The 24,184-nt window shown below is 73.0% G+C and carries 25 protein-coding genes, 1 tRNA gene, 1 pseudogene and 1 riboswitch; of the genes and pseudogenes, 20 read left to right on the top strand and 7 right to left on the bottom strand.

The window, feature by feature from the left end; genetic code table 11:
* Positions 1-14: 14 nt before the first annotated feature.
* The gene (locus J7I94_RS28340) at positions 15-812 is read right to left on the bottom strand and encodes a tyrosine-protein phosphatase (protein ID WP_215171434.1); all 798 of its coding nucleotides are present in this window, start codon (positions 810-812) and stop codon (positions 15-17) included.
* Between the two features lie 421 nt (positions 813-1,233).
* Positions 1,234-1,394: riboswitch (cyclic di-AMP (ydaO/yuaA leader) on the top strand.
* Positions 1,395-1,398: 4 nt separating this feature from the next.
* On the opposite strand from J7I94_RS28340, the gene J7I94_RS28335 reads away from it, so the two are divergent.
* The 3 genes from J7I94_RS28335 (at position 1,399) to J7I94_RS28325 (ending at position 4,583) form a co-directional block, all read left to right on the top strand.
* Positions 1,399-2,244 (top strand): LysM peptidoglycan-binding domain-containing M23 family metallopeptidase, encoded by an 846-nt coding sequence (locus tag J7I94_RS28335; protein ID WP_215171432.1) that lies wholly within the window; start codon positions 1,399-1,401, stop codon positions 2,242-2,244.
* Positions 2,245-2,470: 226 nt separating this feature from the next.
* Positions 2,471-3,256, top strand: coding sequence for an SGNH/GDSL hydrolase family protein (locus J7I94_RS28330; protein WP_215171465.1), 786 nt, complete (start codon positions 2,471-2,473; stop codon positions 3,254-3,256).
* A 142-nt stretch (positions 3,257-3,398) separates the two neighbouring features.
* On the top strand, positions 3,399-4,583 hold the full coding sequence (locus J7I94_RS28325; protein WP_215171430.1) for an MBL fold metallo-hydrolase: 1,185 nt from the start codon (positions 3,399-3,401) through the stop codon (positions 4,581-4,583).
* 179 nt (positions 4,584-4,762) lie between these two features.
* Here J7I94_RS28325 and J7I94_RS28320 read toward each other — a convergent pair whose 3' ends face one another.
* Positions 4,763-5,038, bottom strand: a complete 276-nt coding sequence (locus tag J7I94_RS28320; protein WP_215171464.1) for a DUF6355 family natural product biosynthesis protein — start codon at positions 5,036-5,038, stop codon at positions 4,763-4,765.
* Between the two features lie 350 nt (positions 5,039-5,388).
* On the opposite strand from J7I94_RS28320, the gene rpmG reads away from it, so the two are divergent.
* The 13 genes and pseudogenes from rpmG (at position 5,389) to J7I94_RS28255 (ending at position 16,583) form a co-directional block, all read left to right on the top strand.
* Positions 5,389-5,553, top strand: a complete 165-nt coding sequence (gene rpmG, locus J7I94_RS28315; RefSeq protein WP_215171428.1) for a 50S ribosomal protein L33 — start codon at positions 5,389-5,391, stop codon at positions 5,551-5,553.
* Between the two features lie 37 nt (positions 5,554-5,590).
* Positions 5,591-5,713: a type B 50S ribosomal protein L36 gene (ykgO, locus tag J7I94_RS28310; protein ID WP_215171426.1), complete on the top strand. Its 123-nt coding sequence runs from the start codon at positions 5,591-5,593 to the stop codon at positions 5,711-5,713.
* Positions 5,714-5,942: 229 nt separating this feature from the next.
* On the top strand, positions 5,943-7,301 hold the full coding sequence (gene gdhA, locus J7I94_RS28305) for an NADP-specific glutamate dehydrogenase (RefSeq protein WP_215171424.1): 1,359 nt from the start codon (positions 5,943-5,945) through the stop codon (positions 7,299-7,301).
* Positions 7,302-8,070: 769 nt separating this feature from the next.
* Positions 8,071-9,954 carry a sensor histidine kinase KdpD gene (locus J7I94_RS28300; protein WP_215171422.1) on the top strand — a complete coding sequence of 628 codons (1,884 nt, stop codon included), beginning with the start codon at positions 8,071-8,073 and terminating at the stop codon, positions 9,952-9,954.
* A gap of 77 nt (positions 9,955-10,031) precedes the next feature.
* Positions 10,032-10,454, top strand: a pseudogene (locus tag J7I94_RS28295) (roadblock/LC7 domain-containing protein); the annotation flags it as partial.
* Between the two features lie 86 nt (positions 10,455-10,540).
* Complete coding sequence (locus J7I94_RS28290) at positions 10,541-10,915, top strand: DUF742 domain-containing protein (RefSeq protein WP_215171462.1); 375 nt, start codon at positions 10,541-10,543, stop codon at positions 10,913-10,915.
* On the top strand, positions 10,893-11,525 hold the full coding sequence (locus tag J7I94_RS28285; protein ID WP_215171420.1) for an ATP/GTP-binding protein: 633 nt from the start codon (positions 10,893-10,895) through the stop codon (positions 11,523-11,525). Before J7I94_RS28290 ends, J7I94_RS28285 begins: the two co-directional genes overlap by 23 nt.
* Positions 11,522-12,091 (top strand): GAF domain-containing protein, encoded by a 570-nt coding sequence (locus J7I94_RS28280; RefSeq protein WP_215171418.1) that lies wholly within the window; start codon positions 11,522-11,524, stop codon positions 12,089-12,091. The genes J7I94_RS28285 and J7I94_RS28280 overlap by 4 nt, the downstream gene beginning before the upstream one ends.
* Positions 12,092-12,259: 168 nt before the next feature.
* Positions 12,260-13,288: an L-threonine 3-dehydrogenase gene (tdh, locus tag J7I94_RS28275; protein WP_215171460.1), complete on the top strand. Its 1,029-nt coding sequence runs from the start codon at positions 12,260-12,262 to the stop codon at positions 13,286-13,288.
* Between the two features lie 28 nt (positions 13,289-13,316).
* Positions 13,317-14,510: a glycine C-acetyltransferase gene (locus tag J7I94_RS28270; RefSeq protein ID WP_215171416.1), complete on the top strand. Its 1,194-nt coding sequence runs from the start codon at positions 13,317-13,319 to the stop codon at positions 14,508-14,510.
* Positions 14,511-14,528: 18 nt separating this feature from the next.
* On the top strand, positions 14,529-15,431 hold the full coding sequence (locus J7I94_RS28265) for a LysR family transcriptional regulator (protein ID WP_215171415.1): 903 nt from the start codon (positions 14,529-14,531) through the stop codon (positions 15,429-15,431).
* Positions 15,432-15,477: 46 nt separating this feature from the next.
* On the top strand, positions 15,478-16,062 hold the full coding sequence (locus J7I94_RS28260) for a helix-turn-helix domain-containing protein (RefSeq protein ID WP_215171413.1): 585 nt from the start codon (positions 15,478-15,480) through the stop codon (positions 16,060-16,062).
* Positions 16,059-16,583, top strand: coding sequence for a GNAT family N-acetyltransferase (locus tag J7I94_RS28255; RefSeq protein WP_215171411.1), 525 nt, complete (start codon positions 16,059-16,061; stop codon positions 16,581-16,583). The genes J7I94_RS28260 and J7I94_RS28255 overlap by 4 nt, the downstream gene beginning before the upstream one ends.
* Before the next feature lie 7 nt (positions 16,584-16,590).
* Here the strand turns inward: J7I94_RS28255 and J7I94_RS28250 are convergent, their stop codons facing one another.
* Both J7I94_RS28250 and J7I94_RS28245 read right to left on the bottom strand, forming a co-directional pair.
* Positions 16,591-17,430 (bottom strand): class I SAM-dependent methyltransferase, encoded by an 840-nt coding sequence (locus tag J7I94_RS28250; protein ID WP_215171409.1) that lies wholly within the window; start codon positions 17,428-17,430, stop codon positions 16,591-16,593.
* A 118-nt stretch (positions 17,431-17,548) separates the two neighbouring features.
* Complete coding sequence (locus tag J7I94_RS28245) at positions 17,549-18,142, bottom strand: XRE family transcriptional regulator (protein WP_215171407.1); 594 nt, start codon at positions 18,140-18,142, stop codon at positions 17,549-17,551.
* A gap of 132 nt (positions 18,143-18,274) precedes the next feature.
* Here J7I94_RS28245 and J7I94_RS28240 point away from each other — a divergent pair, with 132 nt between their 5' ends.
* Positions 18,275-18,634: an MmcQ/YjbR family DNA-binding protein gene (locus J7I94_RS28240; protein ID WP_215171405.1), complete on the top strand. Its 360-nt coding sequence runs from the start codon at positions 18,275-18,277 to the stop codon at positions 18,632-18,634.
* A 12-nt stretch (positions 18,635-18,646) separates the two neighbouring features.
* On the opposite strand, the gene J7I94_RS28235 is transcribed toward J7I94_RS28240, so the two are convergent.
* Both J7I94_RS28235 and J7I94_RS28230 read right to left on the bottom strand, forming a co-directional pair.
* On the bottom strand, positions 18,647-19,558 hold the full coding sequence (locus J7I94_RS28235) for a transketolase family protein (RefSeq protein WP_215171403.1): 912 nt from the start codon (positions 19,556-19,558) through the stop codon (positions 18,647-18,649).
* A 24-nt stretch (positions 19,559-19,582) separates the two neighbouring features.
* On the bottom strand, positions 19,583-20,293 hold the full coding sequence (locus J7I94_RS28230; RefSeq protein WP_215171401.1) for a thiamine pyrophosphate-dependent enzyme: 711 nt from the start codon (positions 20,291-20,293) through the stop codon (positions 19,583-19,585).
* A 142-nt stretch (positions 20,294-20,435) separates the two neighbouring features.
* On the opposite strand from J7I94_RS28230, the gene J7I94_RS28225 reads away from it, so the two are divergent.
* The 3 genes from J7I94_RS28225 (at position 20,436) to J7I94_RS28215 (ending at position 23,296) form a co-directional block, all read left to right on the top strand.
* Positions 20,436-20,509 (top strand) — tRNA-Pro (locus tag J7I94_RS28225).
* Between the two features lie 852 nt (positions 20,510-21,361).
* A complete protein-coding gene (locus J7I94_RS28220) occupies positions 21,362-22,009 on the top strand; it encodes a response regulator transcription factor (protein WP_215171399.1) in 648 nt (215 codons plus the stop codon).
* A 12-nt stretch (positions 22,010-22,021) separates the two neighbouring features.
* Positions 22,022-23,296: an MFS transporter gene (locus tag J7I94_RS28215; RefSeq protein WP_215171398.1), complete on the top strand. Its 1,275-nt coding sequence runs from the start codon at positions 22,022-22,024 to the stop codon at positions 23,294-23,296.
* Here the strand turns inward: J7I94_RS28215 and J7I94_RS28210 are convergent.
* Positions 23,280-24,173 carry a TIGR01777 family oxidoreductase gene (locus J7I94_RS28210; RefSeq protein ID WP_215171396.1) on the bottom strand — a complete coding sequence of 298 codons (894 nt, stop codon included), beginning with the start codon at positions 24,171-24,173 and terminating at the stop codon, positions 23,280-23,282. The genes J7I94_RS28215 and J7I94_RS28210 overlap by 17 nt on opposite strands.
* Between the last annotated feature and the right edge of the window lie 11 nt (positions 24,174-24,184).

The following is a 24,184-nucleotide window of genomic DNA, read 5'->3' as shown; positions in this document are numbered from 1 at the left end:
CCAAACGACAGGCCCTAGTCGAGGAACCGGTCGCGCAGCCGGTCCCGGGTCTGCGGGGTGATCCGCAGACCACGCTCCAGATAGGTGTCGACGTCGCCCCAGGTCCGCTCGATCGTCTCGAAGGCCGCCGTCAGGTATTCGGCGCGCGCGTCGAACAGGGGACTCAGCAGCTCCATGACCTCGGGGGAGTAGGCCGAGTCCGCGGAGCCGCTGCGCTTGACCTTGTAACGGCGGTGCTTCTCGTTGGACTTCAGGTAGTCCTCGACGATCGCCTCCCGCTCGACGCCCAGTGCGAGCAGCGTCACCGCGATGGACAGGCCCGCGCGGTCCTTGCCGGCCGCGCAGTGCATCAGGGCCGGGACGCTGTCCTCGGCGAGCGCGTGCAGCACCTGGGAGTGCTCGGCGGTGCGGTCCGTGATGATCGAGCGGTACGACGCGATCATCCGGTCCGCGCCCTTGCCGTCCGAGAGGATCTCCCGCAACTGGTCCAGGTCGCCGTCGCGGACCATCTTCCAGAACTCGGCGCCGTCGGCGGGGTCGGACAGCGGCAGGTTCACATTGCGCACGCCCGGCAGGGCCACGTCGGGGCCTTCGAGCTTCTGGTCGGCCGCGTTGCGGAAGTCGAAGACGGTGTGCAGGCCCAGACCCGCGAGGAACGCCGCGTCCTCGGCGGTCGCGTGGGCGAGGTGGCCGCTGCGGAACAGCACGCCGAACCGCACCCGCCGTCCGTCCGTGGCCGGCAGGCCGCCCACGTCACGGAAATTGCGTACCCCGGCCAGCTCCGGCTCGGTCGACGGGACCTGTTGCGTCACGAGGACTCCTCCCATTCGGCTCCGCTGCCGCTGATCGACGGCGGGTGCGCCCGACGATACGGCATTCCGACCCCCGAAAGAGTCCTGGTTGTCCCTCTGCGTGACTTCTGATGCGTCTGTCCGAATTGGAGCATTCTCCCCAACTCGCTCTGGAATAAAAGCCGCTGGCGCGGGCCCGCGTGAGCAGCGTCATATCGGTGACCGTACGTCGCGCCTCATGTCCACGTAATACAGGTGCTTTTCAAGGGTGTTCGCCTCCCACGCAATTCCCGCCATCGACGGAGGGTGACGGATCATTCCCCCAAAGGATCATGTGGAACACCTTCACCGGGAATCCCTCGCTTGTCCCTGTGCGTCCTGGTCCCTTACGTTCACCACCGATCCGGACGGACGCCTAATCCTGCCGCCGCCCGGAGACCACACCCACTCACCACCCGTACGCGGCAGGAGCGGGGGACCCACAGGTACGACCGCCTGTTCCGGTTCCCGGGACGGCTAGGGGTAAAGCCGCGCTCTTCCGGTGCGGCCGGGCAGCTCCAGCCCGCACCCGACAGCTCACCTCGCAGGCGCCGGAGAGGAATTCGTCATGCCCGCGAAGGGTAAGCACCGCCGTACCAAGACCCAGCGCCTGACCCGTACCCTCGCCGTCGCCGGAACCGGCGGCGCCGCGCTCGCCCTGCCGCTCCTGGGGGCCGCCGGCGCCCACGCCGCTCCCGCGCAGTCCGCCTCGGCGCAGTCCGCCGCCGTGAAGGACGCGCAGACGTACACCGTCCGCGCCGGTGACTCGCTGGCGAAGATCGCCGACGCCGAGAACGTCAGCGGCGGCTGGAAGAAGCTCTACGAGGACAACCGCGACGCCGTCGGCGACGACCCGTCGCTGATCCGTCCCGGTCTGAAGCTCGCCATCGGCGGCAAGGCCGCGGCGAGTGCCGACACCGCCGCCGACACCACGGACGCCGCGGACGCCGCGGAGAAGAAGACGGCGCAGCCCGCGTCGGACACCTCGGACACCTCGGACAGTTCCGCCGGGTTCGTGGCCCCCGTCGACGGCGGCACCGTCGGCACCCCGTACCACCAGTCGGGCAGCATGTGGTCCAGCGGCTACCACACCGGCACCGACTTCGTCGTCCCGACCGGCACCTCGCTGAAGGCCGTCGGCGCGGGCACGGTCGTCACCGCCGGCTGGGGAGGCGCGTACGGCAACCAGGTCGTCATCAAGCTCGCCGACGGCACCTACGCCCAGTACGCCCACCTGTCCTCGCTCTCCGTCTCCAGCGGCGACTCCGTGACGGCGGGACAGCAGATCGGTCTCTCCGGCGCCACCGGCAACGTGACCGGCCCGCACCTGCACTTCGAGATCCGCACCACGCCGGACTACGGCTCGGACATCGACCCGCTCGCCTACCTCAGGTCGAAGGGCGTCTCCGTCTGACGCCGCCCGCCGCGCGCGCCCGCCGAAGGCCGGACCCCGATCCCCGGGTCCGGCCTTCGGCGTCCTGTGTCCTGTGGAGCGGGGCTCACTTATTCCGGAATTGGCCAACACTTTAGGAGTGGCCTTTCTCACCGCCCGTCAACCCCTTCCTACGGTCGCGTAGGTCACAATCCAAGGTGAATCATGGGCCGACGTGGCAGACGATTCGAAGAGTGACAAGAGAGCAGTGATCGGGTCGTACGTGGCGGTGGGGGACAGCTTCACCGAAGGTGTCGGTGATCGCGGCCCCGACGGGGCGTTCGTCGGCTGGGCCGACCGCTTCGCCGTTCTGCTCGCGGACCGGCGGCCCGAGGGCGACTTCACGTACACCAACCTCGCCGTACGCGGAAAGCTGCTCGACCAGATCGTGGCGGACCAGGTGCCCCAGGCGGTCGGTCTCGCACCGGACCTGGTCTCCTTCTGCGCGGGCGGCAACGACATCCTCCGGCCCGGCACCGACCCCGACGAGGTGGCCGAGCGGTTCGAGCGGGCGGTGGCCGCACTCACCGCGACGGCCGGCACGGTCATGGTGACGACCGGCTTCGACACCCGTCGGATGCCCGTCCTCAAGCACCTGCGGGGCAAGATCGCCACGTACAACGGACATGTACGGGCCGTCGCCGACCGCTATGGCTGCCCGGTGCTGGACCTGTGGTCGCTGCGCAGCATCCAGGACCGCCGCGCCTGGGACACCGACCGGCTGCACCTCTCGCCCGAGGGGCACACGCGCGTGGCGCTGCGCGCCGGCCAGGTCCTCGGCCTGCCGGTGCCGGCCGACCCGGAGCAGCCCTGGCCCGTACTTCCGCCGCGCGGCACCCTCGACATCCGCCGGGACGACGTGCAGTGGGCGCGCGAGTACCTGGTGCCGTGGATCGGACGCCGACTGCGCGGTGAGTCCTCCGGCGACCATGTGACGGCCAAGGGGACGCTGTCGGCGGACGACATCAGGACGCGGATCGCGGCGGTCGCCTGAGCCGACGGCAGGTGGCGGCGCTCGCCCGAGCCGACGGCGGGCGGGCGACCCTCGGACGACGAGCACGACGGGCGGGCGGCGGGAACCGCTGTCACACAGGACGACCATAATGGAGGCCTGTCCTACTCCACCTGGAGGTACCGTGGCCGGTTTCCGTTCCCCCAGCTCCGGGCTCCGCGCGCCGCGGCCCGAGGCCTTCGGCGCGGACCCGAGCGGCGAGCGCATGGCGCGCATCCGCAGATCACCGCACTTCGCGAACGGCGTCTTCCAGAACCCGGGAGGCGCCGCCCGCACCCGGCCCTCCGGCTCGACGGGGCTGGTCAAGTCCTACCTCGACCGTGAGGCGCGGGCCCGCCGGGCTCCCGCCGGGACCATCCCCGTGCATCCCACCACCGTCGCCGACCTGGCCCGTCCCCCGGCCACCGGTCTGCGGCTGACGTGGGCCGGGCACTCCAGTGTGCTGGCCGAGATAGACGGGCAGCGGGTGCTGTTCGACCCGGTGTGGGGCGAGCGCTGCTCCCCGTTCTCCTTCGCCGGCCCCAAGCGGCTGCACCCGGTGCCGCTGCCGCTGGCCGCACTCGGCCCGGTCGACGTCGTCGTCATCTCGCACGACCACTACGACCACCTCGACCTGCCCACCATCAAGGCGCTGGCCGGCACGGACACCCTGTTCGCCGTTCCCCTCGGTGTCGGCGCCCACCTGGAGCACTGGGGCGTCCCGGCGGACCGGCTGCGTGAGCTGGACTGGCACGAGGAGACGAAGGTCGGCGGCCTCACCCTGACCGCCACCCCGGCCCGTCACTTCTGCGGCCGGGCCCTGCGCAACACCCAGCACACCCTCTGGGCCTCCTGGGTGGTCGCCGGGCCGGAACACCGCATCTACCACAGCGGCGACACCGGTTACTTCGACGGTTTCCAGGACATCGGCGCCGCGCACGGCCCGTTCGACGCCACGATGATCCAGGTCGGCGCGTACGCGGAGTTCTGGCCGGACATCCACATGACCCCGGAGGAGGGTGTCCGGACCCACCTCGATCTGCAGGGCGGAGACCCGGGCGGAGTTCTGCTGCCGATCCACTGGGGCACGTTCAACCTGGCGCCGCACCCATGGGCGGAGCCGGGGGAGTGGATGAAGGACGCGGCGCAGGAGGCGGGGCAGGCGGTGGCGTTTCCCCGGCCCGGTGAGCCGTTCGAGCCCGCGCGAGCGCTCCCCACGGAGCCGTGGTGGCGGCCTGTGTCCCAGCCGATCGCGCACCCGTGGCGTCGTCCCCGGCAGGTTGAGGTCGCGGACGAGCCCCGCAGCGGCGATCTGGACCTCGCCGGCTGAGCGTCGACGTCCGGCGTCGAGGACCTGGGACGATCGCCGAGCCGACGGTGGGCCTCGGCCGTTGCCGGTGGCGCGTCCGCGGGGCCGGTCGTCCCGTCAGGGTGGCGCGGTCCCGTCGCGTACCGGGCACGGGCGGAGTCGCCCGCCCGTGCCCGGAGACGCTCACCGCGGGCCGGTCGTCAGCACGTGCGGCCGACGTAGTGCGCGCCCTGGATCTTGGACGCCGATCCGAGCCATGTCCGGCCGGGGGCGACACAGCGCTCGTAGTCGGCCGCGTGCGCGACGGCCACCTTGATGACGACGTGCGAGCCGTCCGAGGTGCAGTGCTGGTAGAAGGCGTCGGCGCTCGTCTCGTAGAAGCCGCACGGGGCGGCGGCCGAGGGGGCCGCGGTGAACGCCACGGCGCCGAGGGCGGTGAGCGCGAGAGCGGCGGCGGAGGCGAGGGTGCTGGTCACCCGGTGTCGGACAGTCACAAGGGCTCCTGGAACGGATCGATCGGATCAGGTACGGGTGACGCCGAGGTGTGGTCGCGGAGCGGCCCCGCGCCGGACGTCGGTTCTGAGAGTCGCAGCCCGGGACGGGACGACCGGGGCCAACGGGACGCGTTCACCCGGAAGGGGCGTCAACACGCCGCACGACACCTGTGCCGCCGTTCGGAGGACGCGGTCCGGCGGTGCGCGTCGTGCGGAGTCCGTCCGGCACGGCCGGTCCCCGCGACGGGAATGCGGTACCCGACGTGGGCGTTGCACCCCATGTATGACATGCCCGAGTCAATCGGCTCGGGTGGTGGAGCAAGGAGCACCTCATGGCACGCAGTACCACGCGTCCGGTGGTCAGGCTGACTTCCACGGCCGGCACCGGCCTCACCTACGTGACCCGCAAGAACCGTCTGAACGACCCCGACCGCCTGGTCCTGCGCAAGTACGACCCGGTCGTCGGCGGGCACGTCCTCTTCCGCGAGACGCGCTGAGGCGACGTCGACCCACGCCCTTCGGAAGGAGGCCGCGATGAAGGTACGCAAGTCCCTGCGCTCGGTGAAGGCGAAGCCGGGCGCACAGGTGGTGCGCCGGCGCGGCGTCACCTATGTGATCAACAAGAAGGAGCCGCGTTTCAAGGCCCGTCAGGGCTGACATGACAGGCCGCAGCGGCCCGGCACCGCGCGGTGCCGGGCCGCGCGGCCTGCGGGGAGGCAGGCCGCGCGGAGAGCCCGTCTCGCATAGTGGGCGTTCCTGTACCCCGACGCTGGTCAAGATGTTTACATGCGCGTAACACTTACGTGTCCCGCGCACGGCAACGGAGCCGAGCGCCCCCGTCGGCGCGCACCGCCTCCCGGTGCCGGCCGTGCCAGAAAGGGCTCCTGTGACCACGCGATCCGAGACGAAGACCACCCTCGCGCACCTGCTCACCGAGATCGAGCGCCGCAACCCGGCGCAGCCCGAGTTCCACCAGGCCGTACACGAAGTCCTGGAGACGCTGGCACCGGTCGTCGCCGCCCGGCCCGAGTACGCCGAACCCGGGCTGATCGAGCGGCTGTGCGAGCCGGAGCGCCAGGTCATCTTCCGGGTGCCGTGGCAGGACGACCAGGGGCGGGTGCAGGTCAACCGTGGTTTCCGGGTGGAGTTCAACAGCGCGCTCGGCCCGTACAAGGGCGGCCTCCGTTTCCACCCCTCCGTCAACCTGGGTGTCGTCAAGTTCCTCGGCTTCGAGCAGATCTTCAAGAACGCGCTGACCGGCCTCGGCATCGGCGGCGGCAAGGGCGGCAGCGACTTCGACCCGCACGGCCGCAGCGACGCGGAGGTCATGCGGTTCTGCCAGTCGTTCATGACCGAGCTGTACCGGCACATCGGCGAGCACACGGACGTGCCCGCGGGGGACATCGGCGTCGGCGGCCGGGAGATCGGCTACCTGTTCGGCCAGTACCGGCGCATCACCAACCGCTGGGAGGCCGGCGTCCTCACCGGCAAGGGCCCGGGCTGGGGCGGCTCACTGATCCGCCCCGAGGCCACCGGGTACGGAAACGTCCTCTTCGCGGCGGCCATGCTGCGTGAGCGCGGTGAGGACCTGGAGGGCCGGACGGCGGTCGTCTCCGGCTCCGGCAACGTCGCCGTCCACACCATCGAGAAGCTGACCGCCCTCGGCGCCAACGCCGTGACGTGCTCGGACTCCTCCGGTTACGTCGTCGACGAGAAGGGCATCGACCTCGACCTCCTCAGGCAGATCAAGGAGGTGGAGCGCGGCCGGGTGGACGCGTACGCCGAGCGCCGGGGCGCTTCGGCCCGCTTCGTGCCCGGCGGACGGGTCTGGGAGGTCCCGGCCGACCTCGCGCTGCCGTCGGCCACGCAGAACGAACTGAACGAGCAGGACGCCGCCGCCCTGGTCCGCAACGGCGTGAAGGCGGTCTCGGAGGGCGCCAACATGCCGACGACGCCGGCTGCCGTGCACCTGTTCCAGCAGGCCGGCGTCGCGTTCGGACCCGGCAAGGCCGCCAACGCGGGCGGTGTCGCGGTCAGCGCCCTGGAGATGGCGCAGAACCACGCCCGTACGTCGTGGCCGGCGGCGCGGGTCGAGGAGGAGCTGACCCGGATCATGAACGACATCCACACCACCTGCCACGAGACGGCCGAGCGCTACGGGGCTCCCGGTGACTATGTGACGGGAGCGAACATCGCCGGCTTCGAGCGGGTGGCGGACGCGATGCTGGCGCAGGGCGTCATCTGACCGGACCGACGAGCACGGGGTCGCCGTGGCGCGACGCGTCGCCGTGGCCCGTCGACGCGGTGGCGGGCGGAGCGGGGACGGACCCGCCGCGACGGGCTCGCCCTGGCGTCGAACACGGGTACGCCCACCTGGCACGGCCGCCAGGGAGCGCTCCGGCGCGCACGGTGAGCCGGCCGGCGCCGCCGTGACGAGGGCGCACCGCTCGCCTGCCGGGGCGCCGGGCGCGGGGTCCTGCCGGGGGCCGGGTCCTGCCGGGGCTCCGGCCCGCGTCGATGTCGGCCGCGGCGGCGAGGTCCCGGGCGTGTCCGGTGGTCCCGTCAGCGGCGCGGCGCGCGGTGCGGTGCGGCGCGCCGCGCGGGGTCCGCGTCGCGGCCGCGCGCCCTGACGGCATCCGTCCCGACGGCGCCGGCATCCGTACCGCTGACCGGCATCCGTACGGACGGCCGGCATCCGCACCGACGGCCGGGCCGGGATCAGTACGCCTCCACCTCGCGCCGGCCGACCGGGGAGAGGCGGGAAGGTTTCTCTAGTAACCGAGAGTGACGCGATTTGATCGCTTGCGATCGTTCACTCATCTCTCCATGGCGATGTCCGGGGGATTTCGGCAAACCGCCCCTCGCACGTGAGACGCACGCGACTACTGTGAGTGTCCGTCGGGCGACACGGGCCGGGTTCGCGGTCCGCGCGGCCGACACCGCGATGGCGCATGCCCGCGTGGCGCACCACGCGCGAGCACCCAGCCCCGACGGACCCGCACCCGAGGACACCGATGTCTCACCTCCGCGCCCCGGCATCGCGCGCCGACCGCCGTGAAGGCGGACGGCACGGCCGGCCGGCCGCCCGTACCGAGCCCGCGCTGCCCGAGGCCCCCCTACGGTCCCAGTTGCTCCGTCTCGCCGTGCTGCCGCCCGTCGCGGTCGCCCTCAGCGCCTCGGCGGCCGTCCTGTTCACCGTCCGGTCCACCGGCATCCGCCCGGCCCTCGTGCTGTGGGCCGTGCTGGCCGGCGCGGTCTCCGTCACCGTGGCCGCCGTCGTCATCGCAGCCGTCGCCGCCGACCGCGCCGCCCGCTCCGTACAGGAACGCCTCGGCGCCCTGCGCCGCGGCACCGCCCGCGGCGAGGCCGAACTGCGCGCCCTGGTCGACACGTTGCGGCGCGGCGAGGGCCCGCCCCAGCGCACACCAGGCGGCGGACCGCCGGACGACGCCGACGCATTCGAACTGCTCGCCGCCGACCTGTCCCGCGCCCACGACGGTGCCGTCAGCGCCGTCGTGCAGGCCGCCCAGCTCTCCAGCCAGACGGGCAGCGAACAGAAACTGGAGGTCTTCGTCAACCTGGCCCGGCGCCTGCAGTCGCTGGTGCACCGGGAGATCTCCATCCTCGACGAGCTGGAGAACGAGCAGGAGGACCCCGACCTGCTCAAGGGCCTCTTCCACGTCGACCACCTCGCCACCCGCATCCGCCGCCACGCCGAGAACCTCGCCGTGCTCGGCGGCGCCGTCTCCCGCCGCCAGTGGAGCCACCCCGTCTCCATGACGGAGGTGATGCGCTCGGCCATCGCCGAGGTCGAGCAGTACTCACGGGTCCGGCTGGTCCCGCCCGTCGACGGCACCCTGCGCGGCCATGCCGTCGCCGACGTGATCCACCTGCTGGCCGAACTCGTGGAGAACGCCACCGTGTTCTCCGCCCCCGACACCCAGGTGCTGCTGCGCGCCAACCTGGTCACCGCCGGGCTCGCCGTCGAGGTCGAGGACCGCGGCCTCGGCATGCCGGTGGCCGAACAGCAGCGGATGAACGCCCTGCTCGCCGACCCCGACCAGGTCAACGTCGCCCGGCTGCTGGCGGACGGCCGCATCGGCCTGTACGTCGTCTCCCAGCTCGCGAAGCGGCACGGCATCGGCGTCCGCCTCCAGACCAACATCTACGGCGGTGTCCAGGCCGTCCTCGTCGTGCCGCAGGCCCTGCTGGGCACGGCACCGGACGCCGACGCGGCCCCGCGGACACCGGCGCCCGCGCCGCAGGCCACCGGCGGCGACCTGACCGCCGTACCCCCGAGGCCGCCCGCGCCCACCGCCGGACCGGTGCCGGGGCCGCCGCCCGCGCCCGTCCCCGGACCGGTGCCCGCCCCCCGGCTCCCCCCGGCCGCCCCCCACGGCGCACCCGCGCCACTGCCCGTGCGCGGCGCCCACGGGACGGCGCGGCCCACCCCGGCCGAGGCCGTGCCCGGCATCCGGCCCGACGACCGGCACCTGGTCGCCGAGCACACCGCCGCACCGCCCGTACCGCGCCACACCGCCGTGCGCGGCACCATGGACAAGCCCCGGCTGCCCCACCGGCGCGCCCAGGAGCACCTCGTGCCCCAACTGCGTGAGGGGCCCGCACCCCGCCAGGACACCGACCAGCACGCCGGGCACGACCCCGGCCTGATGGCCGCCTTCCAGCGCGGCATCGGCCTCGCCGAGGCCCAGCAGCGCCTGGAACCTGGTCCGCCGGAGCACCTCCCGGCCGATACCGGGAACGTCACCCGCACAACCGGCACCCGGTCCGCACCCTCGTGGCGGCCCACCACGCCCGAACCCCGCACCGACCACATCATCCGGCCCGAGACCGGCACGTGGCCCGGCACCCGGCCCGACGGCAGCACACCGACCTGATGACCGTCCCTCTGCCCGACCCCGCCCCCGCCCCCAGCGCTTGCGCAGATTTTCGTACCCCAAGGAGTCGATCCACCATGGCGAGCGATGCGCCCACCGGCCATGTATCCGATCTCGACTGGCTGATGAGCGGCCTCGTGCAGCGGGTGCCGCACACCTCCAGCGCGGTGCTGCTGTCCTGCGACGGGCTGGTGAAGTCCGTCCACGGCCTCGACGCCGACAGCGCCGACCACATGGCCGCGCTGGCCTCCGGCCTCTACTCCCTCGGCCGCAGCGCCGGAATCCGCTTCGGCGACGGCGGTGACGTACGGCAGGTCGTGGTCGAACTCGACTCGACGCTGCTGTTCGTCACCACCGCGGGCTCCGGCACCTGTCTCGCCGTACTGGCGGGCCGCGAGGCCGACGCGGCGGTCCTCGGCTACGAGATGGCGATGCTCGTCAAGAGCGTCCGCCCCTACCTGGTGACCGCGCCCCGCCAGCACGCCCTCGGGTCCCCGGCCGGCCCGTCGGCCCCGTCGATCCCGTCGGCTCCGTCGGCTCCGTCGGTTCCGTCGGCCCCGGCTTCCCCGGCGATGAGGCCTTGAGCGTGGCGACGGCCGGCGACGGGCCGTGGCTGGACGAAGCGGCCGGGCGCCTGGTGCGCCCCTTCACGGTCAGCAACGGCCGCACCCGGCCCACCGTCGCCCTCGACCTGATGTCGCAGGTGATGGCCACCGGGGCCACCCCCCTCGGCTACCTCGGCCCGGAGCACACACAGGCCCTCGACCTGTGCCGCGCTCCCGTCCCGGTCGCCGAGGTGGCCGCCCAACTGAGGCTGCCGGTGGCGGTCACCAAGGTGCTGCTGTCGGACCTCGTCGACTGCGGCGCGCTGACCACCAAGCCACCCGCCGCGTTCCACCACGACCCCACGGACCGGGCCCTTCTGGAGGCAGTGCTCGATGGACTACGACGACAGCTCTGACTACGACGAGAGCGCCGACGGCGGCGACCCGTTCCCCACGGCGCTGAAGATCCTGGTGGCGGGCGGGTTCGGCGTGGGCAAGACCACCTTCGTCGGCGCGGTCAGCGAGATCGCGCCGCTGAGCACCGAGGAACTGCTCACCACCGTCAGCGCCGCGACCGACAACCTGGACGGCATCGAGAACAAACTAGAGACCACCGTGGCCATGGACTTCGGCCGCATCACCCTCGACGCGCAGCACGTGCTGTACCTGTTCGGCACCCCCGGCCAGGAACGGTTCTGGTTCATGTGGGACGAACTGTGCGAGGGCGCGCTCGGCGCGGTCGTCCTCGCCGACACCCGGCGTCTGGAGGAGTCCTTCGCCGCCATCGACTTCTTCGAACAGCGCGGACTGTCCTTCATCGTCGCCGTCAACGAGTTCGACGGCGCCCACCGCTACGACACCGAGGAGGTGCGCACCGCCATCGACCTGCCCGAGGAGGTCCCGATCGTCCGCTGCGACGCCCGGATCTCCAGCTCCGGCGTACAGACCCTGCTCACCCTCGTACGCCATCTCATCGCCCACACGCCGGAGCCCGCCGCGGGGCACGGTGCCGGAGCCCGCCCATGAGCTACGACCCGCCGCGCCCGGCCGGACGGCTGCTGCTCACGCCCGAGGACCGGGAGGCCCCCGCGCGGGTACGGCGGCTGCGGCAGCTCGGCCTCGGGGAGCGCTGGGACCCTGCCCTCGACGCCTTCGCGGACCGGCTCGCCGAGATGGCCCAGGCGCCGTACGCGATGGTCAACTTCCTGGTGGAGAACGGGCAGTTCTTCGCCGGACTGCACGTCCCCCCGGTCCCGCCCGCGGGTGACGGCACCGTGCCGGAGTTCGCCCGGGTCCAGCCCCGCGACCACGGGTTCTGCCCCCATGTGGCCGCCCGGCGGCGGGCGTTGGTCCTGGAGGACGTCCGCGACTACCCGCGGTTCGCGGGCAACCCGGTCGTCGACACCTTCGGCATCCGCTCCTACCTGGGCGCCCCGCTCATCGACAGCACGGGGACGGTGCTGGGCGCGGTGAGCGCCGCTGACGTACGGCCCAGACTGTGGGGGAGGGCTGGTCTGGAGACCATCAAGGCGACGGCCGTGGACCTGATGGGCCGGATCGAGCGGAGCGCGGCCGACGGCCTGCCGCTGTGAGGTGCCCCCGCGCCGGGGTGTGAAGGAAAGCTGCGGCGGCGGTTAAGAAAACCTCGATGGACGGGCGACGCGCGGTGGGGCAGATTGCTGGGCGATCACCTCGTTCCCCCGGACGCGGGCCGCTTCGGCGTGCCCGGCGCCGGGACCCACCCGTCAGGAGCCGTGGCGTTGAAAGCGCTGGTCAAGGAGAAGGCGGAGCCCGGTCTGTGGCTCACGGACGTCCCCGAGCCCGCCGTCGGACCCGGTGACGTCCTCATCAGGGTGCTGCGCACCGGGATCTGCGGCACCGACCTGCACATCCGGGCCTGGGACGGCTGGGCGCGCGGGGCCGTGAGCGCCCCGCTGGTCCTCGGCCACGAGTTCGCCGGCGAGGTCGTGGAGACCGGCCGGGACGTCACCGACATCGCGGCCGGTGACCTGGTCAGCGGCGAGGGCCACCTCGTGTGCGGGAAGTGCCGCAACTGCCTGGCCGGGCGGCGCCACCTGTGCCGGTCCACCGTCGGGCTCGGCGTCGGCCGGGACGGGGCGTTCGCGGAGTACGTCGCGCTGCCCGCGGCCAACGTGTGGGTGCACCGAGCCCCCGTCGACCTCGACGTGGCCGCGATCTTCGACCCGTTCGGCAACGCCGTGCACACCGCCCTGTCCTTCCCGCTGGTCGGCGAGGACGTCCTCATCACCGGCGCCGGGCCGATCGGTCTGATGGCCGCCGCCGTCGCCCGGCACGCCGGCGCCCGCCACGTGATGGTCACCGACGTCAGCGAGGAACGGCTGGAGCTGGCCCGCGAGGTCGGCGCGAGCCTCGCCCTGAACGTCACCGGGGCGGCCATCGCGGACGGGCAGCGGGAACTGGGCCTGCGCGAGGGCTTCGACATCGGCCTGGAGATGTCCGGCCGCCCCGAGGCGCTGCGCGACATGCTCGCCAACATGACCCACGGCGGCCGGATCGCGATGCTGGGCCTGCCGTCCGAGGAGTTCGCGGTCGACTGGGCCCGCGTCGTCACCTCGATGATCACCATCAAGGGCATCTACGGCCGGGAGATGTTCGAGACCTGGTACGCGATGTCGGTGCTGCTGGAGGGCGGCCTCGACCTCGCCCCCGTGATCACTGGCCGGTACTCCCACCGCGACCACGAGGCCGCGTTCGCCGACGCCGCCAGTGGACGCGGCGGCAAGGTCGTCCTCGACTGGACCGTCTGACACCCCCGACCCTTCCCTGGAGCCCTTGATGTTCGACTCCGTACGCGACGACCTGCGCGCCACCCTCGACGAGATCCGCGCCGCCGGACTGCACAAGCCCGAGCGCGTCATCGGCACCCCGCAGTCGGCCACGGTCGCCGTCACCGCCGGCGGCCGCCCCGGCGAGGTCCTCAACTTCTGCGCCAACAACTACCTCGGCCTCGCCGACCACCCCGAGGTGATCGCCGCCGCCCACCGGGCCCTGGACCGCTGGGGCTACGGCATGGCCTCCGTCCGCTTCATCTGCGGCACCCAGGAGGTGCACAAGGAACTGGAGGCCCGGCTCTCCGCCTTCCTCGGCCAGGAGGACACGATCCTCTACTCCTCCTGCTTCGACGCCAACGGCGGTGTCTTCGAGACGCTGCTCGGCCCCGAGGACGCGGTCATCTCGGACGCCCTCAACCACGCCTCCATCATCGACGGCATCCGCCTGTCCAAGGCCCGCCGCCTCCGTTACGCCAACCGTGATCTCGCCGACCTGGAACGGCAGTTGAAGGACGCCTCCGACGCGCGACGGCGCCTGATCGTCACCGACGGCGTGTTCTCGATGGACGGGTACGTGGCACCGCTCGCCGACATCTGCGACCTGGCCGACCGCTACGACGCCATGGTCATGGTCGACGACTCGCACGCCGTCGGCTTCGTCGGCCCCGGCGGGCGCGGCACCCCCGAGCTGCACGGCGTCATGGACCGCGTCGACATCCTCACCGGCACCCTCGGCAAGGCCCTCGGCGGCGCCTCCGGCGGGTACGTCGCCGCCCGCGCCGAGATCGTCGCGCTGCTGCGCCAGCGGTCCCGGCCGTACCTCTTCTCCAACACCCTCGCCCCGGTGATCGCCGCCGCGTCCCTCAAGGTCCTCGACCTCCTGGAGTCCGCCGACGACCTGCGGGTCCGGCTCGCTGAGAACACCGCGCTGTTCCGCCGCCGGATGACCGAGGAGGGGTTCGAGATCCTCCCCGGCGACCACGCCATCGCGCCGGTGATGATCGGGGACGCGGCGCGGGCCGGCCGGCTGGCCGAGCTGCTGCTGGAGCGCGGCGTGTACGTGACCGGCTTCTCCTACCCGGTCGTCCCGCAGGGGCAGGCCCGGATCCGCGTGCAGCTCTCGGCCGCGCACTCCACCGAGGACGTGCACCGCGCGGTGGACGCCTTCGTGGGGGCACGGGCCGAACTCGATGCCTGAGCTGGGAGAATCGACGGCATGATCGAAGCGCGGCGGCTGCACATCCTGCGGGCCCTGGCCGACCACCGCACGGTGACAGCGGCCGCCGCCGCGCTCTACCTCACCCCCTCGGCGGTCTCCCAGCAGCTCGCCGCCCTGGAGCAGGAGACCGGCCACCGCCTGGTCGAGCGCGGCGCCAAGGGGGTACGGCTCACCCCGGCCGGCGAGATCCTGCTCGGCCACACCAACGCCGTCCTCGCCCAGCTGGAGCGGGCCGAGGCCGAGCTGGCCGCGTACGCCTCGGGCGAGGCCGGCACGGTCACCGTCGCCTCGTTCGCGACCGGTATCGCCCAGGTCGTCGCGCCCGCGCTGACCGGCCTCGCCCGCAGCGCGCCCGGCATCCGGCTGCGGGTCCAGGACGCCGAGGGCGACGCCAGCGTGCCGATGGTGCTGGACCGGCAGGTCGACGTGGCCGTCGCCGTCGAGTACCGCGGGGCGCCGCCGGCCGACGACCCGCGGCTGACCCACGTCCCGCTGTACGCCGAGCCGTTCGACGCGGTCGTGCCGGTCAGCCACCGGCTCGGTGACGCCGCCGAGGTGCCGCTCGCGGAACTGGCCAAGGACCCGTGGATCGGGCCGTACCCCGGCAACCCCTGTCACGACGTGGTGATGCTGGCCTGCGAGAGCGCCGGGTTCCAGCCCCGCCCCGAGCACTCCTCGGACGACTTTCGCGCGGTGGTCGCCCTCGCCTCGGCCGGGGCGGGCGTGGCCCTCGTCCCGCGCTCGGCGCTGCGCGGCATGGACCTCACCGGCGTGGTCGTCCGCCCGGTCGACGGGGTCGCGCCCACCCGCCGGGTCTTCGCGGCCGTACGCCGGGGCGCGGAGGAGCATCCGCTGATCCGCCCGGTACTGGACGCGCTGGAGACGGCCGCGCGGGAGTGAGCGTCCCGTAACACGCCTGTCTCATATCCGGGATAGCGTCCCGGATATGAGACAGAGAACTGACGGGACGGCCCCGGACCCGGTGGACGTCCGGCTCGGCACCCGCCTGGCCGAGCTGCGCGCCGAACGCGGCTGGTCCCTGGACGAGCTGGCGGAACGCGCCGGCGTGAGCCGCTCCACCCTCTCCCGTGCCGAGCGGGCCGAGACCAGCCCCACCGCCGCCCTCCTGAACCGCCTGTGCGCGGTCCACGGACGGACCATGTCCCAGCTGCTCGGCGAGGTCGAGGCCCGGCCCGCCCCCGTGGTCCGGGCCGCCGACCAGCAGGTCTGGACGGACCGCGCCGCCGGTTTCGTACGCCGGTCGGTGTCCCCGCCGCACGCCGGGCTGCGCGGCGAACTCGTGGAGGGCCGGCTCACCGCCGGTGCCGACCTGGCGTACGACCGGCCGCCCGTACCCGGACTGGAGCAGCACATCTGGGTGCTGGAGGGGGAACTGGAGGTGACGGCGCAGGACACCGCCCACCGCCTGGACACCGGTGACTGTCTGCGGCTGCGGGTCTGGGGGCCGACCCGGTTCCGGTGCCCCGGGCCGGGCGACGCGCGGTACGTGCTGGCGGTGGTGCTGCCATGACGGCGACCCGCCTGGACGCGCCCCGACTCGCCGACGCCGCGGGGGAGTTGGCCGACCTGCTGACCGACACCGTGCGCGGCGGCGCCTCGGTCGGCTTCCTCGCCCCGCTCGACCGGGCCGAGGCCCTCGCCTGGTGGCGGTCGCGGGCCGACGCGGTGGCCGCCGGCGGCCTCGCCGTGTGGGTGACGCGCGAGGACGGACGGGTGACCGGCACCGTCGGCCTCGTCCTGCCCGACAAGCCGAACAGCCGCCACCGCGCCGAACTCGTCAAGCTGATGGTGCACCCCCGCGCCCGCGGCCGGGGCCTCGGCCGCACCCTCCTGGACACCGCCGAACGGGCCGCCGCCGCGGCCGGCATCACCCTGCTCCACCTGGACACCGAGACCGACAGCCCCGCCGAACACCTCTACCGCTCGGCGGGCTGGACCCGGGCCGGAGTGATCCCCGACTACGCCGCGAACCCGGACGGTGTCCTGCGGCCCACGACGCTGTACTTCAAACACGTCGGACCGCCCGGCTGAACCGGACTCAGGAGGCGCGCCGCGCGGCCCACACCATGCGCTCGGTCCGCACCGTCAGGTCGTCGCGGCGCAGGATGCCGCGCGGATCGTCGGCGTCGAGCAGCCGGTCGAGGGCGGTGAGGTCCTCGGCCGCCAGCGTCCCGGCGGCGGCGCCGCGCAGGCGGCGCAGACCGGCGAGGGCGTAGCGGCCGACCGCGTCGGTGTGCGGCGGGCCGACGTTCACGGTGACGGTGCGTTCGGCCTCGACGGTGAAACCGGCGGCGGTGAGCTTGGCTCCCCAGTCGGCGCCGCGGTGCGGCACGTGCTCGGCGTGGTACCGGTCGAGCGCGGCGTGGCAGCGCTCCTCCAGCCCGGGACGGTCCTCGGGGGCGTCCGCGGGCAGGAACCGGGGGAACCCGGCCAGTTCCACGACGGCGAACAGCCCGCCGGGCGCCAGCAGGTCACGCACCCGGCCCAGGGTGCGGTCGGGATCGGCCATGTGGTGCAGGGAGGCGGACGCCCAGACCAGCTCGGGCGCGCCGAGGCCGGGCCAGGGGGCGTCCAGGTCGGCCCGGACGGTGCGCACCCGGCCGGCCGCACCGGTCGCGGCGGCCTTCTCCAGCAGACGGCTCAGATGGCCGGCCGAGGCGTCGACGGCGATCACCTCGGCCTCGGGGAAGCGGTCGAGCAGGGCGAAGGTGCCGGCCCCGGTTCCGCAGCCCAGGTCCACGATGTGCCGGGGAGGGGCCGTGACGGGCAGCCACGCGGTGATGGCGGCGAGGTGCTCGGCGAGCACCTCCGCGTCCAGGTCGAGGATCTCCGCATGGTCGTCGGAGGCGTGGCCCGCGCACGGGGAGGTGTGTGTCATACCGGCCACGCTAGGAGAACCGTCGGCGGACGGCCCGGTCGCTTCCCGGAAGGGCAAGACGATGGCCGCCCGGCGTGCCGGACACGCAAGAAGCCCCTGGTCCGCGGCGCCCGTCCTCTCATGGGGACGGGCGGCCGGCGTACTCGTCCGTCTCGGCGCGCTGGTGGCCGCGGCGGGCGTCACGGTCGAAGATGCCCAGGACGTCGCACGGCCCGCCCTCGGCGCCGAGAGCGTGCGGGAGCATCGTCGGGAACTCGGCGGCCTGGTTGGTCTCCACCCGAATGCGCCGGTCGCCCAGGAGCAGGACGGCGGTACCGGAGAGCACGACGAGCCACTCCCGGCCGGGATGGGCGCGCATGCGCGCGGGACTGTCGGGTGGCGGGTCCGTCAGACGCTGGCGTACGACGCTCAGCCCCGGGTCGGCGCGGACGGCCCACCGCATCCGCTGGTGGGCCGCGTCGATCGTCGGGCTGGAGATCACGTCGTCGGCGGCGGTCTCGACCAACTGGTCGAGCGAGGTGTCCAGGGCGCGGGCGAGGGTGACGAGCTGGTCCAGCGCGAGCCGGCGCCGGCCGTTCTCGATGCGGCTGAGCGTGGAGGGGCTGAGCCGGGCCCGGCCGGCCAACTCGTCGAGGGACCAGCCCTGCGCCACGCGCAGGGCGCGGATCCGGGCGCGTACGAGACCGTCGAGATCACCGGAGAATTGCGTCATGGGCACAAGGGTATGCGCGACAGGCAAGGTTGTCGGCGGTTGTCGGCGGTTGTCGGCGGCGCGGGACCGGGGCCGACGGGTCGCCGCCCCGCCCCGGGCAGGCTGTCAGTGGCACGGGCTACGGTGCCTGACATGCCGGACGCCGAAGACGTACGCCGTATCGCCCTGTCCCTGCCGGACACCACGGAGAAGATCGCCTGGAGCATGCCGACCTTCCGGGTCGCGGGCAAGATGTTCGCCACGCTGCCCGAGGACGAGACGTCCATCGCCGTGCGCTGCCCCAAGGAGGAGCGGGACGAACTGGTCCTCGCCGAGCCGGACAAGTTCTGGATCGCCGGGCACGAGGCCCAGTTCGCCTGGGTACGGGCCCGGCTGGCCGCGCTGGAGGGCGAGGACGAGCTGCGGGACATCCTCGCCGACTCCTGGCGCCAGGCCGCCCCGTCCGCCCTGCTGGAGAGCCACCCCCGGCTGGGCCTGCCGCCCACCGGCTGACGGCCCCCGAGGTCAGCTCCGCGCCGCCGCCCCGAGGAAGCCGCCGATCCGCTCCCGCAGCGACCGGGCGTCCAGTCCGTGCGCGGCGGCGTGCTCCTCGACGAGCCCGTACCGCCGCAGTTCGCGTCGGCCGACCCCCAGGCCCAGCACCCGGTGCGGTACGTCGGACAGCGCCTCGTTCACGGCCGCCGCCGACGTACCCGCGAGGTACGGCTCGACCAGGACCACGTCCGCCCGAGCCGCCCGCACGGCCCGGCGCAGCGCCCCGGCGTCGAAGGGGCGGACCGTGGTGGCGTACAGCACGGTGACGTCGAGTCCCTGTGTGGCGGCGAGCACGCCGTCCAGCACCGGCCCGACGGCGACGACCACGCCCGAGCCGCCCTCGCGCAGGACACGGAACCGCTCCCCGTCGACCGGCAGCCCGTCGGCGTTCGACTGCACCGACAGCCGTACGTACACCTTGTCGTCCCCGGCGGCGACCGCGTGCCGCAGCAGGGTCTCGGCCTCGTCCGGATGCCCGGGCACGTGCACCGTCCAGCCGTCCAGGGTGTCGAGCAGCGCCACGTCACCGGGTGCCATGTGGGTGTATCCGCCGGCCGGCCAGTCGAAGGACGCGGCGGCGCTGACCAGCACCGCGCCCGCGTCCTGATGGCCGAGATCCAGCTTGACCTGCTCGAAGGGCCGCTCCACGAGGAAGCTGGCGAAGGTGTGCACGACGGGCCGCAGTCCGGTCAGCGCCAGCCCCGCGGCGGCACCGACGAGCAACTGCTCGCGGATGCCGACGTTGATGACCCGGTCGGGGTGGCGGCGCCCCGCCTCCGCGAAGCCGTCCGCGCCGATCTCGGCGAGGACCACGGCGACGCGCGGGTCCTCGTCGAGCAGCGCGGAGACGACGGGGGCGAAACGGTCACGCATGGTGTCCATGGGAGTTCCTTCCGAATGAGGGTGTCAGGCGGACTTCGGCTCCACCCGGGCCACCACCACGTGCGGGCGGCCCGGGTGCGGCGCGGTGAACGCCGCGTACAGCTCCTCGTGGTCCCGGCCGTCGGCGGTCACCGTCGACCAGCCCGCGGCCTCGAAGCGGGCCGCGATACCGCCGGGCCGGGCGTGCCGGGCGGAGGCGTTGTCGACGACGACGGTGTGCAGCCGCTCCAGGCCGGCGGCCCCGGCGAAGGCGATCGCCTCGTGATTGCTGCCCTCGTCCAGCTCCGCGTCCCCGGTCAGCACCCACACCCGGGGCTCGCCGCGCCCCTGGGCGCGCAGCCCCAGCGCCATGCCGACCGCGATCGGCAGCCCGTGCCCCAGCGAACCGCTGCCGATCTCCACCCCCGGCACCAGGGTCCGGTCGGGGTGGTGTCCGAGCGGCGAGTCGTAGGAGCCGAAGCCGTCCAGCCAGCCCACGGGCACGAAGCCCTTGGCGGCGAGCACGGCGTAGTACGCCATCGGCCCGTGCCCCTTCGACAGCAGGAACCGGTCCCGCCCGGGGTCGTCCCCGCGCTCAGGGCCGACCCGGAGCACCCGGTCGTAGAGCACCCACAGCACGTCCAGGGTGGACGTCGCGGCGGGCCCGTGCTTCTCGTCCCCCGTCATCAGGGCCATCAGGCCCGGCAGGTCGGCGTACCCGTAGGCGCGCCCGAGTTCCTCGGTCGTCTTCGTCATACGGACGAGCCTGCTACCTCAACCTAACTTGAGGTCAAGCGGCGAAAAGTACGGTACGGGAAAGGGATGCGCGACCACCGGCCCGAGTGCGGTATGGTTTTCCTGCACGCCCTGCCGGGGAAACCCCAGGTCAGGCGGGCAACGGGACGTGGCGCAGCTTGGTAGCGCACTTGACTGGGGGTCAAGGGGTCGCAGGTTCAAATCCTGTCGTCCCGACTGGAGACAGTCGCGGAGCAGAGGGTCTGCCGGAGTGATTCGGCGGGCCCTCTGCCGTATGTCTTGGGGACCATGTGGGGACCTGTCGGCAGGGTCGGCGGGGTCGGCGGGGTCTTGGGGGCGCGGGCCGCGCTGAGGTGCGCGGTGAGCGCGGCGCCGGCGTCGGTGATCCGGCGCTGGTCGGCGGCGCTCGCTCATCAGGTCGGTCCACCGGGCACGGGCCCGATGAGGGCTGGGACGATCAGGGTGGTACTCGACGTCGGTGGAGAGCCGGACGCCGACAGGACGTTGGTCGGTCGGTCCGGTCACGCCTGGCCCAGCCGCGCAGGCTCTCCGAGCTCACTCCGGATACCGCGCGGCCTCCGTGACCGTCTTGCTGGAGGAGCGGGCCAACGCGATTCGCGGCCCGCTCGAACTACTCCGGACACCGCTTCGAGTACTGACTGCCCACCTGGCACCACTTCCTCTGGAACCTCATATCCCGGTCTCCGGTTGTTCATTCGCGAGGGGAAGCTTCACGGCTTATGAAGACGCAGGTCAGGACCTGTTTCGCGGACGAGTGGAACCAGCCCTGAGTGCTGCCCGGGACCGGGCGGGGGGTCGACGTCGAGCGCCCGGGAAGGTAAAAAACAAAGCGCGATTGTTCCAATCATGTGAAGTTTCTTACGCATTTCGGGGATGCTGCTGTCGTCGGACGACAGTAGGCGGGGGCCAATGAACGGTGTACACGTTGTGGGGGAAGCCGGCGGGAACGGGGATGCCGCGACCGGCTGTCTGTCCGACAGGAGCGAAGCGGGGCCGGGCCACGACAGGCCGGCGCCCCACGCGATAGCGCTGGTCGAGCCGAACGAGGTGATCCGTTTCGGACTGCTGGCGATGCTCTGGGCGATGGAGTCCGTCTCGCAGGTCATCACCGTGACGCAGGTGGGCGACCCCTGTGACACCCTGGCGGCCGGCCACGCCGACACCGTGCTGGTCTCCAGCGACCTGCCGGAGGACGACCTGGAGCGGATCCAGGCGTGGGCGGCCGGCGCGAGAAGCAGGGTGCTCCTCCTGCTGCACGACACCCTCGATCCGCGGCTGGCCCGGCTCGTCCGGCGCTTTCCCGAGGGCATCGTGCCGCTGCAGGGGCTGACGTCCGAACGGCTCGGCAGCGTCCTGCGCCTCCACCGGGGGGCCGAGGCAGCGACTCCTCCGCCGGCGGGGGCAGCGGTCCCCGCGGCCAGACGTCCCACCCGGCGCGCGCACCGCTCCGCAGAGGGGCGCCTGTCCTCCCTGTGGTACCGCAACCCGCTGACCCAGCGGGAGATCGATGTCCTGGGGCTGCTGTCGCAGGGGCTGAGCAACAAGCAGATCGCACCGCGGATAGGCATCTCCGAACACGGGGTGAAGCGCCACATCAGCAACATCCTCGCGAAGCTGAACTGCTCGAACCGGACCGAGGCCGTGTCGTACGCGCTCCAGCAGAACTTCCTCGGCGCGAGCCGGGTCATGGACTGAGCGGGGGTTGCGATGCCGGGACGGACGGGCCTGACCGCTGAGGGCGTCGGGGACGCCGAGGGGCAGCGAACGGGTCGGCGGGACTTCCGGTGGTACTGGGCCGGCCAGAGCGTGAGCGTCGTCGGCGACCAGGTCGCCGCCTTCGTTCTGCCCACCATCGCGATCACCGCGTTCGGCGCCTCGTCGCTGGAGGTCGGTGTCCTCAACATGCTCAACACCGGCGCCTACAGCCTGCTCGGGCTGTTCGTCGGGGTGCTCATGGACCGCAGGCGCAGGCGGCCCGTGCTGGTCGCCTCCGACGTGGTGCGCGGGCTCGCTTTCGGTGCCGTGCCCCTGCTCACCCTCAGCGGTGACAGCCACCTGGGCATGCTCTACGCGGTCGCCGTGGTCGCCGGGGTCTGCGCCGTCTTCTTCAACGTGGCGAGCCAGTCACACCTGCCGACGCTCGTGGGACCGGGCTTCCTCGGTACCGCCAACGCGCGCATGGAGATCTCCAACACCCTGGCCCTGGTACTCGGGCCCGCCCTCGGAGGCTGGCTGGTGCAGTGGTGGGGCGGCCCGACCGCGCTGGCCGTGAACGCGCTGTCCTTCTGCTTCTCGGTGGCCGGGATCCTCCTGATCAGGACGCCGGAGCCGCCGCCGGACGCCAAGAGCCGGAACTCGCTCTGGCAAGACCTGCGAGAGGGCGTACGGGTGCTGTGGCACCACGAGGTGCTCCGCCGCACGACCCTGGCGTCGGCGGCGCGGAACTTCGGCAACACGGCCGTCAACACCGTCCTGCTGCTCTTCGCCTACCGGGCCCTGGGACTGTCCGCGGGCGTCGCCGGGATCCTGTTCGCGTCCGGCACCGTGGCGGCCGTGCTCGGGGCGTGGCTGACGGTGCCGATGCGGCGGCGGGCCGGAACCGGGTGGGCACTGCTGGGGGCCAACGCGGCTGCCGCGGTCTGGGTGTTCGCCCCGCTGGCCCTGGTGCTGCCCCCGCTGCCGACACTGCTCGTGATGCGGGTCGTGTCGTCGTTCTCCCTCCCGCTGTGGAACTCGACCGTCGTGACCCTCCGTCAGGAAGCGGTCCCGGCGGGGCTGCTCGGACGGGTGAGCGCGACAGCGGGAACACTCAACTTCTCGGCCATCCCGTTCGGCGCGCTGCTCGGCGGTCTGGCCGCCGAGGGCCTGTCGGCCGCGCTCGGTACCAGAGACGGGCTCGCGCTCACGCTCACGGTGTCCGGACTGGCGGCCGGCAGCGGCACCCTGGCCCTGCTGCGCCGGACCGTCAGGTCCCTGCCCTGAACAGCGCCGCGATCGCGCCATCGAGGTCCGGGTGGCGGAAGCCGAACCCCGCGGCGGTGAGGACCGACGGAACCGCGCGCCGGCCGGTGAAGAAGCCGTCCGCGTACTCACCGAGCGCGGACCTCAGCACCGGGCGCGGCAGGCTCCAGGGCACCGGGCGGCGGAGGGCCCGGCCCAGCGCGGCGGCGAACTCGCGCTGAACGGCGGCCCCGGGCGCCGTGACGTTGACCGGCCCCGCGACCGACTCGTTCTCCAGGACGAACCGCACCGCGGCGACCGCGTCGTCCTCGGCCACCCACGACAGACAGTGGTCGCCCCGCCCGAAACGGAAGCCGAGGAACGCCCGGAACGCCGGTGTCATGACCTTGATGATGCCGCTGTCCGCCGCGAGCACCGTACCCAGACGCAGCAGCACGACGCGGGTGCCGGAGCCCTCGGCCTTGCTCGCGGCGGCCTCCCAGTCGCGGCACAGCTCCGCGTGGAAACCCGTTCCGCTCCCGGCGCTCTCGTCGACCTCGACGGTTCCGGTGTCCCCGTAGTAGGCGGTCTCCGATCCGCTCAGGAACACCGGCACACCCGATTCGGCGACGGCCGAGGCCAGGGTGCGAGCGGCCACCACACGGCTGTCGTGGATCTTCCGCTTCCGCGCCGCGTTCCAGCGTTTGCCGGCCAGCCCGGTGCTGTAGAGATTCACGACCGCGTCGAAGCCGTAGAGGGTCCCGGGGGCGATGCGGCCGTAGGAAGGGTCCCAGCCGATCTCGTCCGCGGCGTGGGCCTGGCCCCGTACCAGCCGGGACACGTCGTGGCCGGCCGTCCTCAGGTCCCCGACGACGGCCGAACCGAGCGCGCCGGAGGCTCCGGCAACAGCGATTCTCACAGTTCCTCCAG

It is taken from the genome of Streptomyces sp. ISL-12, from assembly GCF_018614415.1.
Lineage (GTDB): Bacteria > Actinomycetota > Actinomycetes > Streptomycetales > Streptomycetaceae > Streptomyces.
Note: the sequence above shows the minus strand (reverse complement) of the source record. Positions and strands in the feature narration are given on the sequence as shown.

Bases quoted from the DNA above. Each gene is read 5' to 3' on its own strand.
- J7I94_RS28230 (WP_215171401.1), bottom strand. From the start codon at position 20,293: ATGACGAAGACGACCGAGGAACTCGGGCGCGCCTACGGGTACGCCGAC.
- J7I94_RS28235 (WP_215171403.1), bottom strand. From the start codon at position 19,558: ATGGACACCATGCGTGACCGTTTCGCCCCCGTCGTCTCCGCGCTGCTC.
- ykgO (WP_215171426.1), top strand. From the start codon at position 5,591: ATGAAGGTACGCAAGTCCCTGCGCTCGGTGAAGGCGAAGCCGGGCGCA.
- J7I94_RS28265 (WP_215171415.1), top strand. From the start codon at position 14,529: ATGATCGAAGCGCGGCGGCTGCACATCCTGCGGGCCCTGGCCGACCAC.
- J7I94_RS28285 (WP_215171420.1), top strand. From the start codon at position 10,893: ATGGACTACGACGACAGCTCTGACTACGACGAGAGCGCCGACGGCGGC.
- J7I94_RS28280 (WP_215171418.1), top strand. From the start codon at position 11,522: ATGAGCTACGACCCGCCGCGCCCGGCCGGACGGCTGCTGCTCACGCCC.
- J7I94_RS28240 (WP_215171405.1), top strand. From the start codon at position 18,275: ATGCCGGACGCCGAAGACGTACGCCGTATCGCCCTGTCCCTGCCGGAC.
- J7I94_RS28245 (WP_215171407.1), bottom strand. From the start codon at position 18,142: ATGACGCAATTCTCCGGTGATCTCGACGGTCTCGTACGCGCCCGGATC.
- J7I94_RS28270 (WP_215171416.1), top strand. From the start codon at position 13,317: ATGTTCGACTCCGTACGCGACGACCTGCGCGCCACCCTCGACGAGATC.
- J7I94_RS28335 (WP_215171432.1), top strand. From the start codon at position 1,399: ATGCCCGCGAAGGGTAAGCACCGCCGTACCAAGACCCAGCGCCTGACC.
- J7I94_RS28255 (WP_215171411.1), top strand. From the start codon at position 16,059: ATGACGGCGACCCGCCTGGACGCGCCCCGACTCGCCGACGCCGCGGGG.
- J7I94_RS28260 (WP_215171413.1), top strand. From the start codon at position 15,478: ATGAGACAGAGAACTGACGGGACGGCCCCGGACCCGGTGGACGTCCGG.
- rpmG (WP_215171428.1), top strand. From the start codon at position 5,389: ATGGCACGCAGTACCACGCGTCCGGTGGTCAGGCTGACTTCCACGGCC.
- J7I94_RS28215 (WP_215171398.1), top strand. From the start codon at position 22,022: ATGCCGGGACGGACGGGCCTGACCGCTGAGGGCGTCGGGGACGCCGAG.
- J7I94_RS28250 (WP_215171409.1), bottom strand. From the start codon at position 17,430: ATGACACACACCTCCCCGTGCGCGGGCCACGCCTCCGACGACCATGCG.
- J7I94_RS28300 (WP_215171422.1), top strand. From the start codon at position 8,071: ATGTCTCACCTCCGCGCCCCGGCATCGCGCGCCGACCGCCGTGAAGGC.